The following is a 13,196-nucleotide window of genomic DNA, read 5'->3' on the forward strand; positions in this document are numbered from 1 at the left end:
CGCGCTGCTTCAACAAGTGAGTTATCAATATTCCCCATGGCAGCGATATAAAGAATAATCGGTTGACCAACAGATGTTGTCAAAAGGATGATCATAATCGCTAGCAAAGCCCAGTTTTTGTCACCCAGCCAAGAAATATTTTGGCTGATGATATGGCTTGACTTAAGGACAAAGTTTAGAATCCCTGATAGTGGGTCATAGATCCATTTCCATACAACCGTTACGGCAACACTACCTGTAACTACAGGAAGGAAGAAGACGAAACGATAGAAAGAACGGGCAATGGCATTTTGATGATAGGTTTGAGATGCTACAAAGAGCGAGAAGAGAACCACAATCGGAACAGATCCAATAACCAGGATAACGGTATTGATCAAAGACTTCACAAAGACAGGGTCTTTAAACATGCGAATGTAGTTGTCCAAGCCCACAAACTCAAATTTCGTCATGGAGTAGTTAAAGAAACTTGTAATGAATCCCATAATCATAGGAGCCAAGACAAAGATGACAAAGAAGAATAACACTGGTGCTAGGAAAGCGTAGGAAATCACTGTTTCCCGCATACGAATTTTATTGACTTTCACAGTCGGCACCTCTCTTTCAAATAGAATAGTTTTTGATTTTCTTGAACTGTTTTAAAACCAAAATGAAATTTTTTAAGATTCGCTTATGTAAGAACTTCATTTTAATTTCGTGACAGTTCCTACCATTTCAAACAAAAGTCCCCCTTTTCTTACACCGTAGTGCACAGGGAAAAGGGGGAATCAATCTGACTTAGTGCTTATTGTTTTGTAGCTTTTTTGATGGTTTCGTTAGCTTTTTCAGTGAAGACTTTCAAAGCATCTGCTGGTTTTTCGTCACCATTTGATACAGATTGCAACATTGGGAACCAAAGTGTTCTCATTTCAGCAAATCCATCGATAGTGTTGTAATATGGTGAGTAGTATTTAGTCCAGCCACTGATTGTTTCCATACGTTTGTCTTCATAAAGTTTGCCAAATGAAGTACGAACTGGGAAAGCACCTGTACGAACTACGTCTTTAGGACCCCATTCTTTGTCATCTGCGATGAATTGAACGAATTTCTTAGCAGCTGCGACTTTCTTATCGTCTTTGTTATTAAATACTGCAAATCCGTTTACAAGGTATTCAAGAGATGGTTTACCAGAGTCTGATGGGAATGGTACTTCTACCACATCTACCTTACTTGCTTCCAAGAGTTTCGCTTGGATACCGTTTTGAGCTGGTGCCCAAAGGATTGTGTATGAAGTTTGACCGTTGGCAAAGTTTTGGATGTCTGCTCCACCGTCAAATTGTGAACCGTTGTTCAACAAACCGTCTTTAATCCAGCTAGCAGCTTTTTCAAGACCTTTGACGAATTTAGGATCGTCAGTTGTATATTTAGTTACATCTTTATCTGTTACAGAACCACCGTAAAGGTTTGCAATGAAGGCACGTGTTCCTTGGTCTCCCCCTTGACCAGCACTGAACAATGAACCTGGAGTGTAGCCTTTATCTTTAAGGGCTTTCAAAACTTTTTCAAAGTCATCAGTTGTCCAACCTTCTTTAACAAGGTTAGCTACACCAGCATCTTCCAACATTTTCTTGTTCATTGCCATGTAGAATGGTGCTGAACTGATTGGATACATGTAAGCTTTATCTCCAGCCTTACTTGCTTGTACGATATTTTCGTTGTTGACATCTTTGACAAATTCGTCTGTGAAGAGGTCGTTCAACTCAGCCAATTTACCGTTTTTACCGTATTGGATGATACGTCCTGGTGCGTCAAAGAGTACGTCTGGCGCTGTTCCAGCTTCGATAGCTGTTGTGATCTTTTCTGGACCTGACTTGAAGTCGATGGTTTCCAATTTCACTTTTACATCTGGATTTGCTTTTTCAAAAGCTTCGATGATTGATTTTTCATAAGTTCCAACACCGTCACCCGTTTTTTCTTGTGTGAAGACTGGGAATGCCCACCAAGTGATTTCTGTTTTTCCGCTATCGCTACTAGAACTTCCAGCATCCTTACTTCCACCAGAGTTACCACAAGCCGCAAGGCCAAGAATCGCAGCACCCGCAAGTACTGTACAAGCTAGTTTTCTAAATTTCATTTGTATTCTCCTAATTGATAAGCGTATCCATATTGGATAATGAGTTCTTTATATTTGTATACGTTTTCATTTTCTCCGACGCATCGACCACTCTCCTCTTTTTTGAGATTGTGTTATTTAAGACCGGCAACAAAGCGTTCCGTAATCTCTTTTGGTCTAGTAATAGCTCCACCAACAACGATACCTCGCACCCCATACTCAAGGATTTGCTTAGCTTGTTCTGGTGTATGAATTTTCCCTTCAGCGATGACATCCACACCTGCTTCACACAGTTTTTTGATCAGTTCAAAGTCTGGACCATCCACTTTCGGACTATAAGAGGTGTAACCTGATAGGGTTGTTCCAACAAAATCAATTCCGGCTTCAACTGCTGCTATACCCTCTTCAAAAGTACTGGTATCAGCCATTAAGAGTTGATGTGGATACTTTTCTTTGACTTGTCGGATAAAGTCTTGAATTTCCAAACCGTCGTAACGTTCACGTTTGGTGCAATCCAGAGCAATGACCTCAATGTCTAGTTCAGCCAACTCATCAACTTCTTTCATAGTCGCTGTAATGAATGGCTCCTGTGGCGGATAGTCACGTTTGATGATCCCGATAATCGGGAGTTTCGTAACCTCCTTAATCTCCTTGATATCACGAACACTGTTTGCTCGGATACCGACTGCTCCACCTTGCTCAGCCGCTTTGACTAGCAAGGGAATGACTCCTCCCGCTTCTGTATAAAGCGGTTCGTGAGGAAGTGCCTGGCAAGAGACAATGATTCCATCTTTGATCTGTTCAATCAAGGCTTCTTTGCTGATCTGTGGCATCCCCTTTCCTCCCTTTCTTGTTCTTATGGGCTTATTATATATCATTTGTTAAGCGCTTTCAATAGCTTGTAGTAGAATAGATTTCAGTTTCAAAACTATTTTATAGAACAGACTATCCTGAAAGTAGTTTCAGACCTCTTATGATTTCGAATCAACCTAAATTTAATAAAGAAAGATAGCAGGCTGAAAAACCTGCTATCTCTTCCGATACCTAGTCAAATAGCTTTTACTTATTATTCTTTTCTCTTCTTGCCAAATGCAAACAAGGATAAAAGAACACCTGCAAGACCAAGGGAAATCAGTGAGCTTGTTTCCTTGCTTCCTGTATTTGGAAGTTCATCTTGTTTAGCGGCTGGCGCTTGATAGGTCACATCTTGGCCTAGAGACAGTTTGTTGTCTGCAGCTACTAATACTAGATTGGTGTCTCCCTTGTACTCTGGCACTTCATGGACTGCTGCCTCAGCGCCATTGACACCTCCCTTATACTCTGGCAGGTCATTTGAAGCTGCCAAGACAAAGTTAGCACCTCCTCTATATTCCGGAAGTTCGTTTGAGGCTGCTAGAACTGCATTGACACCACCCTTGAACTCTGGAAGTTCATGGACTGCTGCCTCAACAGCGTTGACCCCACCTGTAAATTCAGGCTTTTCAACCGTTGGCGCTGGTTCTTCGCCTACTGTTGATAATGGACCGGTGTACTCTGGCATCTCTGCCACTGGGGCTTCCTCAGCATTGACTCCACCAGTGAATTCGGTTTTTTCTACTGTAGGAGCTGGTTCTTCACCTACTGTTGCCATTGGACCTGTATACTCCGGAACTTCATGAACCGCTGCTTCTTCTGCATTAACACCACCTGTGAACTCTGGAACCTCATGGATAGCAGCTTCACTGCCATTAATACCATCGCTTAGTTTAGAGCCAGCTAAAGAAACTGGTAAATTGTGCATGCTTTCAATTGCACCCTCAGCTAGACCTGTAATCCTTTGACCCATATCCCCTGGGTCTATTGTGAATAGGAGAGTTTTTGTATCGTACTGGGTCATAAAGGTTGCTGTCTTGCCATTTGCCAATTGAAGGGTCGGAGCCTTGTTGACCAATACTTCCGAATCGAACTCCATGGCTATAATGCCTGGCCATTTTTGGATAGCATATTTTACTTTTGCTTCTTTAGGAGAAACTCTTTCCTTGGTCAAGAAATCCCAGTTGAACTTCTTGAAGGAAAGTGTGTATGGAACACCTCCAGGAGCATGGTGTTCATATAAAAGTCCAAATTCATCTGGTCCGATTTGTTGAAGTGAGTTATAAGCATACTCACCTTCTTGAATCAAATGGTGGTGCAACCAAGTTAACTGACCATCTTCTTCTACACGAGCCACTCGAATATAACCATTTTTACGACCAGGACCATTTGCATTTGCTAATAGAATATACTCTTTGCCATTTTGAACCGTGTGAGTCGCAGCCATTTGAACATAAACGTCTGGCACATCGTAGCGTTCAACGTTATTGTCCCAAGTTAGACCACCATCATGACTGGTTGCAACCTGTAGATCTTCTGTCAACCCACGCATAAAGAGTTTGAGGTCCCCATTGTTTAACTGAACAACTGAAGCTTCTGTATTTTGAGCATAATAATTACTCATGGTACTTGAATCGACTACTGTACCATCATAAAGTGTACGATTGTCGTTGACACCACCACCCATATGCCAAGTCTTACCATGGTCGTCTGAGTAGATGATTCGAGATGATTGAGAACCATTGAGGTGGTTAGCCCGGTTGGTCGTATAGACAGGAACGACGATTCGACCTTTATGTGGTCCAGTACGAAGGGTAATCCCCACTCCAGGACCTACTCCTAGGAATTTCATCCAATCGGCTTTGACCATAGGAGTAATATCTTGAGGCGCTGACCAGGTCTTCCCGTCGTCATCGCTGTAAGACATCCATAGGTAGCTATCCTTCGCAATTCTAAATGGAGAAGTTTTGTTTGTTGTGAAGTAGATATTGCCCAGTAGCTGGTCACCCTTGTATAGATCACCCTTGTCGCTATAGGCCGGTTTAACAGGTTCTACAACAACACGGTAGTCTGTTGCTTTACCATCTGGAGTGTAAACTGTACCATTTTCTCGAATAGTATAAGCTTCCTGTTCACCTTCTCGATAGAGGAGTTGATAGGTTTTACCATTGATTTCTTTGTAGGCTTCTTCTTTTTGCGAAGACATTCCAAAGATTCCTTTTCCTTCTGGGAACATGTCATAAATGGCAAAAATGCGTTTGGTTTCAGGATCTTGAGTCAGGGTCATATCGATATTCACTGGTGAACCGATTGATGGATCAGAAGCCTTTGGATTGTCACGTAGGTTGGTAATAGTTACTCGATCTCCCCAAGTTTTACCATTATCTTCACTGCGTCTGATGACCATGCCGATATCACCCCAGTCACTCGAATGGAGACGACGTTCATCTGCACCTGCAATCAGCGTTCCTTTATCTGTCTTGAGAAGAGCTGGGATACGATAACTCTTGATACCATCTTTATTTGGTTGGTTGTTCATTCCACCTTCAAAGACGTCTTCTTTCTCTGAGATTTTCGCTCCCTCAGGAAGTTTCTTTTCTAAATCACCTCTTTCAAATAGTTGACTTCTTGTCTGAACTTCATCTGGGCTTAAAGCACGATCATAAACAGTTAGGTTTCGCACTTGTAGGTTTGATGCCCAAACTGTTTTATTGGCCCGTTTGGTTGCTCCAAGTTGAACTTGATTAACATCTGGCATATCTTTGATAAAGTTACCAGATTTGAGGCTTGTTCGAGATAAGACACCGTTCACATAGAGACGAACTCGACCATGAGGTAACTCCGCTGTTGGTTGTTCGACAGTAAAGGTCATGGAATTCCATTGTCCAGGACGAACTTTCAAAGGAGCATCTGTATACTTATCATAGAACTGCTCCCCGTTAGCGCCACGCCCTTCAATAAGAGCTGTATTATCAAGGACCGACATAGTAAAGTACTCATTTTCCTTGGTGTCACTGGATACAGAGAAGAGATTGTAAAAGCGTGGAGCTGATGCATCTGGTTTGAACTCCATGTGAATTGTAGCATTTTTTAGTTGCTTTAGTTTGTCTAGTTCACTTGATAAATCAACTCTCTGACCATTTGCTGCATTGGTTTCAACATCTTCTTTTTCAAGGACAGGATTAGCATTTTTTAAATCTCTTGAGTAATAGTCACGAGGAATAGCACCCTGATCCTCTGATTCCTCTTCCTTATTTGCTTCTTCTGCAGGGGTTTCGGTAGAGGATGGGGTTTCTGATTCTGCACTCTCATTTTTTTTCAAATGGTCTTGGTCCACCTCAACGCCGTTGTCTTGAGCTGCTGCCAATTTACCAGCCAAATCCTTATCCAAATGAGCAAGATCTCCCGAGGACGCTTCTTTTGGCAATTCTGATAAACCTTGACCAGGTTCGACAGTTTCTGTATTGGCCCCTGCTGCATTGGCTTGCTCTTGAGCTAAGACTGGATTTGCTCCAAATACCACTGTACCAATCACTACAGATGCCGCCCCAACTGCAAATTTTCGAATTCCGTATCGCTGTTTCCGATTTAAATATTTGTAATTCATGTTTGTCCTTTCATTTTTCATAAAATAAAGCGCTTTCTTTTTTCTTTAAAAATTTTTATTGTCTCTTCAAGAGACAAGTTTTACAAGAAAATATCCAACTTAATGAGAGCTTCCAATCCTCTCCCATTTTCTGCTGAGGAATTCTTTAAGCACCCAGCAGCCTTTTTCCTCCTTTCACAAGTGACTTTTCCTTTATTATACAATAAAGTCTTATATTTACATCTGTGTTCCTACAGAATAGATTTTACTTTTAAGAATATTTTAATATTTTAAATTTTCTAAAAGTACTTTCAAGTTTTGGACATGAAAAAGAGAGCTCCTGGGCTCTCATTCATCACTTCACATATTTAAAAGGAATTTCACTACCACAGAGCCAGTTGTAGACTTGGTCATTGACAAAAACATTCATGGCTTCGTGAGCATACTCTGGCATGATGCGATAGGCCTTGTCGCAAGTTAGGCGGTTGTAAATCGCAAACTGGGTAATAGGATAGCAAACATCGTCATCCAAGCCCGTAATCATCTTGACCTCACCTTGAATACGATGGGCAAGATTTTTCACATCGATATAGGCAAGGGTCGCCATGATTTCCTCCTCTGTTTCATGGAAGGGATCGTGGAACTTGAAATAACGGAAGAGTTCATCATAGGCTTCACTGGTATTGCCAATCTCAAGCACTCGTCTAAAGTCTGACAAGAAAGGATAGATGGCCACTGTTTTCTGAATCCGAGGATTGAGAGCTGCTGCAACCAAAGCTAAAGCCCCTCCTTGTGAGGCACCATAACTAGAAAGTCGCTTCTCATCCACCTGTGGCAGACTAGCAACAATTTCGATCAACTGGTAAATATCCAGATAGACATCCTTATAAAAGAGATGTTCCCGACCTTCCACAGCACCACGGATGATATGCCCCTTCACCGTATTTCCTAGTGGAGAGCGCAAGCCGTCTTGCGAATAGCCCGACTGGCCCCGCACATCCATGGAAACAACACCGTAACCAGCCACAGTATAGGCCAGCATGTCGGCCCAGTCCCAGCCACGTCCCATATAACCATGAAAGTGGAAGATTAGCGGAACTTTCTCCTCAGTCTTTGGCAGGACGACGCGTGCATAGACCTTGCCTTCATTGCTTCCTTCAAAGGTCAGTTCATAACACTTGACTTGAGGAATGTTAAAATCCCTTTCCTCCAACTGGTAGGCTGGAAGTGTGGATACTTTTTTGACTTCCTCATCCCAGAAAGCATCAAAATCTTCTGGAACTTCATCCCGTCCTAGATAGGTCTTGATTTCTTCTAACAAAGCTGGATTTTTCATAGCATGCTCCTTTAGTTTTGTAATCGCTATCATAACTCTAGCATATCTAGGAAGGCAATGCAAGAAAGAATGCTAAATAGAAAGTGATTTTAGATTCTCTTTCCTCAAACCTATCGTCTGAAAGTAGTTTTAAAAATAAAAAGAGCGTTTCCGCTCTCTGTGTATCAATAGGTGCTAGCTCCTTTCTCTAGTTTGACGGTTTGGAATTTCTTTTGGTAGGTTACTTTAATCGTCATGTGAGAGTCCTCGTTTCTTTTTGATGACTCTAGTATAAGACCCAAACCTAAAAGCTAGCTTATAGATTTCTTAGAAAAGGCTTAATCTAGATGTTCTTGCTTTTCCAGATGGAGAGCAATCATGCGCCATTCTGGATCCTCTTGCCAACCTTCTATCGAACTAATGTAGCTGGCAACCTTTCTGGCTTCTTCTAAAATCGGAAAATCTTCGATAATATCCGCCACTTGAAACTCTGGAAGTCCTGACTGTCTGGTTCCAAAAATCTCACCAGAACCACGCATTTTTAAATCTTCCTCCGCAAGGACAAATCCATTGGTAGTTTCTGTCATGATACGCATGCGGTCCTTCCCAGACTCCGTCTTGGGATTAGCTACAAGAACAGCGTAGGACTGTTTGTCTCCCCGACCGACACGACCTCTGAGCTGGTGAAGCTGACTGAGACCGAACCGGTCTGCATCCATGATAATCATAACTGTCGCATTGGGAACATTGACCCCAACCTCAATAACCGTTGTCGAAACCAGAATATCCGTTTTTCTCTCTTTGAATTCCTGCATAATCTGGTCTTTTTCGTCACTCTTCATCTTACCATGTAGAAGAGCTACTTCAGCCTTACCTGCAAAATGAGCCGTCAACTCCTCAGATAAGGCAATGGCATTTTTCAGATCCAGAGCTTCAGATTCTTCAATCAGGGGAGAGATAACATAGGCTTGCGAACCTTTTTGAATTTCTCCCTCTAACCAAGTCAAGACTTGAGCCAGTTGCTCATGCTTAATCCAGCGCGTCACAATAGGCTTCCGCCCTGCTGGCATTTGGTCAATAATGGAAACATCCATATCTCCAAAGGCTGTGATAGCCAGCGTCCGTGGAATGGGCGTCGCCGTCATCATGAGAACGTCAGGATTGTCCCCTTTTTCCCGTAAAATACGCCTTTGGCCCACACCAAAACGATGCTGCTCATCGATGATAATCAAACCAAGACGAGCATAATCAACCCCATCCTGTATCAGAGCGTGTGTTCCGATAATCAAATCAGCCTCACCCTTGGCAATGGTCTCTAAAACTTCTCTTTTTTCTACAGCTTTTAAGGAACCTGTCAAGAGAGCCAGTTTCAAGTCTGGAAAAAGGTTCTGTAAACTCTCAAAGTGTTGCTCCGCAAGGATTTCTGTCGGTACCATGAGAGCTGCCTGATAGCCAGCCGTCACTGCAGCAAACATAGCCAAGCCAGCAACCACCGTCTTTCCGCTCCCCACATCTCCTTGCAGGAGACGATTCATGTGATGGTCGGACTTCATGTCGGTCAAAATCTCCTGCAGACTCTTTTCCTGAGCTTGGGTCAGGGCGAAAGGCAGATTTTCTTTAACGGCTGTCACTTTTTCCTGGGACCAATTCAGAACCAGACCGCTTCCCTGAACTCTATTTTCAGACTTGAGCGTCTGCAATTGCATTTGGAAGTAAAAGAGTTCCTCAAACTTGATCCGGCGAATGGCCTGCTTGTATTCTGCCAAATCCTTAGGAAAATGCATAGCGCGAACAGCCTGGCAACGGGACATGAGTTTGTATTTATCCAGTAAAGACTGGGGAAGATTTTCCTCTATCAAGAGGTCCAATCCCTGATCAAAAGCTGTCTTAATGACCTTAACCAGACTGGCCTGACTGATTCCCTGAGCCAGACGATAAACAGGTTGGAGGTCATCTTCCACCTGAGCCAGAACCTTCATCCCAGTCAGACTGGCCTTGGCACGGTCCCATTTCCCAAAGACAGCAAGAGTTGCACCCAACTCTATCTTATCAGCCAGATAGGGCTGGTTAAAAAAATTCACCGCAAAAACGACCTCTCCCTGCTTGAGGCTAAAACGCAGGCGATTGCGCTTGAAACCATAATACTGGACACTAGCAGGAGTCACTACCTGACCAGACAGAACAGCCTTTTCGCCATCTTCCAACTCTAGCACCTGCTTGGTCTTGAAATCTTCATAACGGAAAGGAAAGTAGAGCAAGAGGTCTTGCAAGTTTTCAATTCCTAGTTTGGCGTATTTCTCTGCTGACTTTGGTCCCACACCAGGCAAGACATGCAAGGGTTGGTGTAGATTCATGCTCTACTCCTTTCTTTAGTTTAATGATATTCTCTCGGAATGCGGTCACTGAGGAGACAAACCACCTCATAGTTAATGGTTCCACGGTAGGTCGCTACCTGAGTTGCTGTGATTTCCTTGTCACCGTTTGTGCCGATCAGGGTTACTTTTGTTCCTAGTGGGTAAACCTTAGGCAGCCGAATAGTGATTTGGTCCATAGATACTCGTCCGACGATTGGGCAAGCTTGACCATCTACCAAGACAGTGAAATTCTGCATGTCTCGTGTCCAACCATCCGCATAGCCGATTGGCACCGTCGCGATGACTTGCTCGCTATCCGCTTGATAAGTTGCTCCATATCCCATGCAAGCTCCAGCTGAAACTGTCTTGACATGAACCAGAGCAGATTCCAAGGTCAAGGCTGGTGTCAAATCATAAGGCAAGTTCAGAACCTCTCCACTTGGATTGAGACCATACATGGAATCTCCCATACGGACTGCATTGAAAATAGTCTCTGCATGCCAGAGGGTCGTTGCCGAGTTGCTGGCATGAACCAGCTCTGGGACTTCCTTCATACTTGCCAAAATAGCTTTAAATCGTTCTAACTGGGTATTAAAATAGGCATCTGATTCTTCATCTGCAGTAGCAAAGTGGGTAAAAATCCCCTCAACGCGAGCACCGTGTTGTTGGAGCAAGGCTTGAGCCTGCTCAGCCTCGCTGGCTTCTCGAAAACCAATTCGTCCCATCCCTGAGTCAATCTTGAGGTGAACCGTTAAGCCAGATAAATCTGTCTCCCTAGCTAAGAGAGCTTGAATCCACTCCAGTCCAGCCACTGTCAAGGTGATGTCGTATTCTTTAGCTAGGCCAATAGCTTCTAACTCAGATACACCTAGAATGAGGATTTTCTTGCTGAGTCCAGCCTGACGAAGTTCAATAGCTTCATCAATATTGGAAACACAAAATCCATCAACATCATCCTGAATCGCCATCGCAACGGCAACAGCTCCATGACCATAAGCATTGGCCTTGACCACTGCCCACTTGAGCGTTCTTTCAGGGATATGAGCCCCCATTTGCAGAATATTTTGTCGAATAGCTCCCAGATGAATCAGAGCCTTGGTTGGTCTATGTGGACTAGCTTTCATGATTTTCCTCCAAAATGACACTGGCTGTCACAAACTGATCTGTATGGCTGATTGACAGCCAAATTTTTCCTGAAAATGGTGCCTGACTAAAATAGGGAGCTCCTCGTTCATTGTTCAAAACTTCCAAATCCTGAAAGGTCAGCTTGCCAATTCCTGTCCCCATAGCCTTGGAAAAGGCCTCCTTAGCCGACCAGCGGCCTGCCAAGTATTCGATCTGTCTGCGCCCTTTGAGACTGGTAAAACGCTCCATTTCTTTAGGGGTCAGCACGCGCTTAGCAAAGCCCTCACGTCGTGTAACTGCGTTTTCTATCGAAGCCAATTCTTCGATGTCAATTCCGTGTCCAACTATCATACTCATAAAAGGAGCTGAGATTCCCCCAACTCCATCCTTTTCACTTATTTTGTTAAGGTAGTATAAATTTCTTCTACCAAGGCTACTGTATTTTCCCAACCTAGACAAGGGTCAGTTATGGAGTAACCAAAGACCTCTGGTTGATTTTGGCGACCGTCTGCTAGGTAAGATTCGATCATAAAGCCTCGAACCGTCTTTTTAATCTTTTCATTCCAGTCACGATTCAGCAAGGCTTGACGAACAATGCGAATTTGTTCCATATACTGCTTGCCTGAATTGTCATGATTGGTATCGATGATAATGAAAGGATTTTCAAGTCCCATAGTCTCATAGCGATTGATGGCATTTAAGAGGGTTTCATAGTAGAAATTGGGTTCATTTTTACCATATTCGTTCATGGCACCACGAAGGATAACGTGGGCCAAAGGATTTCCTGAAGTTTCCACTTCTTGGCCATGGTAAAGGAAGGTTTGCTTGTTTTGAGCCGCATAGATGGCATTAAACATGACCCCAAGATTTCCAGATGTTGGATTTTTCATCCCAACCGGAGCATCAATCCCAGAGGCTACAAAGCGGTGTTCCTGGTCTTCCACTGAACGAGCCCCTACAGCATGGTAGCTGACCAGATCATCAACCAAAACGAGATTTGACGGATAAAGCATCTCATCAGCTGTCGTCAAGCCCGTCTCCGTAATCACACGGTAGTGTAGCTGACGAACAGCCTGCAAACCATTGATGAGACTAGGCGCTTCGCTGGTATTTGGTTGATGAATCATTCCCTTATAGCCATCTCCATTGGTACGAGGTTTAGCCGTATAGACACGCATCACGATAAAGATTTTATCCGCAACTTTTTTCTGCAAGTCTGCTAAGCGACGAGCGTATTCGAGAACTGCTTCTTCATTGTCAGAAGAGCAAGGCCCCATCACCAAAAGGATGCGGTCGTCCTCACCCGAGATGATAGCTGCTAACTCTCTATCGCGGGCTTCTTTCTTTCGCAAGGCTTCAGGTGACAACTGGGTCGCAGCCTTGATTGCTTCAATATCAATTTCTTGACCTTTTTCGATAAATGCCATCTTACTCTCCTAGCGTTTGGTAAATTTCGCGAACAAGTGCTTCTGTGTTGTCCCATCCGAGACACGGATCTGTAATGGACTTCCCAAAAACTTCTGGCTCATTTTGACGTCCATCTTCTAGATAGGACTCAATCATAAAACCACGAACATATTTTTTGATTTTCTCATTCCAGTCACGGTTAATCAAGGTCTGACGAACGATACGGATTTGATCCATATATTGCTTGCCTGAATTGTCATGATTGGTATCGATGATAATAAAGGGATTTTCCAAGCCCATCTTTTCATACTGATCAATGGTATCCATCAAATTGTCATAGTAGTAGTTGGGAATATTTTTCCCGTATTCGTTCAAGGCACCGCGAAGAATGGCGTGGGACAATGGATTTCCCGTTGTTTCCACCTCTTTACCGAGGAAAAGGAAACTCTGTTTATTTTGCGCTGCGTA

At 43.4% G+C, this 13,196-nt stretch carries 9 protein-coding genes and 1 pseudogene; all 10 read right to left on the bottom strand.

The genetic code is table 11. The annotated features are described in order from the left end of the window. Positions 1-563: carbohydrate ABC transporter permease (locus GMD3S_RS0208920; RefSeq protein ID WP_192812753.1), on the bottom strand; the 563-nt coding region annotated here is incomplete at its 3' end. Between the two features lie 218 nt (positions 564-781). Then, a complete protein-coding gene (locus tag GMD3S_RS0208925) occupies positions 782-2,110 on the bottom strand; it encodes an extracellular solute-binding protein (RefSeq protein WP_000672115.1) in 1,329 nt (442 codons plus the stop codon). 113 nt (positions 2,111-2,223) lie between these two features. Continuing rightward, a complete protein-coding gene (locus GMD3S_RS0208930; protein ID WP_001135645.1) occupies positions 2,224-2,922 on the bottom strand; it encodes an N-acetylmannosamine-6-phosphate 2-epimerase in 699 nt (232 codons plus the stop codon). A 233-nt stretch (positions 2,923-3,155) separates the two neighbouring features. After that, on the bottom strand, positions 3,156-6,548 hold the full coding sequence (locus tag GMD3S_RS0208935) for an SIALI-17 repeat-containing surface protein (RefSeq protein WP_025172988.1): 3,393 nt from the start codon (positions 6,546-6,548) through the stop codon (positions 3,156-3,158). 334 nt (positions 6,549-6,882) lie between these two features. Then, positions 6,883-7,863 (bottom strand): acetylxylan esterase, encoded by a 981-nt coding sequence (locus tag GMD3S_RS0208940; protein WP_000795105.1) that lies wholly within the window; start codon positions 7,861-7,863, stop codon positions 6,883-6,885. A 317-nt stretch (positions 7,864-8,180) separates the two neighbouring features. Then, positions 8,181-10,196: an ATP-dependent DNA helicase RecG gene (gene recG / locus GMD3S_RS0208945; protein ID WP_001048744.1), complete on the bottom strand. Its 2,016-nt coding sequence runs from the start codon at positions 10,194-10,196 to the stop codon at positions 8,181-8,183. A gap of 20 nt (positions 10,197-10,216) precedes the next feature. After that, complete coding sequence (gene alr / locus GMD3S_RS0208950; protein ID WP_000648058.1) at positions 10,217-11,320, bottom strand: alanine racemase; 1,104 nt, start codon at positions 11,318-11,320, stop codon at positions 10,217-10,219. Further along, on the bottom strand, positions 11,310-11,672 hold the full coding sequence (acpS, locus tag GMD3S_RS0208955; RefSeq protein ID WP_008278293.1) for a holo-ACP synthase: 363 nt from the start codon (positions 11,670-11,672) through the stop codon (positions 11,310-11,312). Before acpS ends, alr begins: the two co-directional genes overlap by 11 nt. 44 nt (positions 11,673-11,716) lie before the next feature. After that, positions 11,717-12,748, bottom strand: a complete 1,032-nt coding sequence (locus tag GMD3S_RS0208960; RefSeq protein WP_000864029.1) for a 3-deoxy-7-phosphoheptulonate synthase — start codon at positions 12,746-12,748, stop codon at positions 11,717-11,719. Between the two features lies 1 nt (position 12,749). Then, positions 12,750-13,196: pseudogene (locus GMD3S_RS0208965) on the bottom strand (3-deoxy-7-phosphoheptulonate synthase); the annotation flags it as partial.

The sequence above is a fragment of the Streptococcus sp. GMD3S genome (assembly GCF_000298695.2).
Taxonomy (GTDB): Bacteria; Bacillota; Bacilli; order Lactobacillales; family Streptococcaceae; genus Streptococcus.

Excerpts from the sequence above, each read along its gene's own strand:
- recG (WP_001048744.1), bottom strand. The coding sequence starts at position 10,196 with ATGAATCTACACCAACCCTTGCATGTCTTGCCTGGTGTGGGACCAAAG.
- GMD3S_RS0208960 (WP_000864029.1), bottom strand. The coding sequence starts at position 12,748 with ATGGCATTTATCGAAAAAGGTCAAGAAATTGATATTGAAGCAATCAAG.
- GMD3S_RS0208940 (WP_000795105.1), bottom strand. The coding sequence starts at position 7,863 with ATGAAAAATCCAGCTTTGTTAGAAGAAATCAAGACCTATCTAGGACGG.
- alr (WP_000648058.1), bottom strand. The coding sequence starts at position 11,320 with ATGAAAGCTAGTCCACATAGACCAACCAAGGCTCTGATTCATCTGGGA.
- acpS (WP_008278293.1), bottom strand. The coding sequence starts at position 11,672 with ATGATAGTTGGACACGGAATTGACATCGAAGAATTGGCTTCGATAGAA.
- GMD3S_RS0208935 (WP_025172988.1), bottom strand. The coding sequence starts at position 6,548 with ATGAATTACAAATATTTAAATCGGAAACAGCGATACGGAATTCGAAAA.
- GMD3S_RS0208925 (WP_000672115.1), bottom strand. The coding sequence starts at position 2,110 with ATGAAATTTAGAAAACTAGCTTGTACAGTACTTGCGGGTGCTGCGATT.
- GMD3S_RS0208930 (WP_001135645.1), bottom strand. The coding sequence starts at position 2,922 with ATGCCACAGATCAGCAAAGAAGCCTTGATTGAACAGATCAAAGATGGA.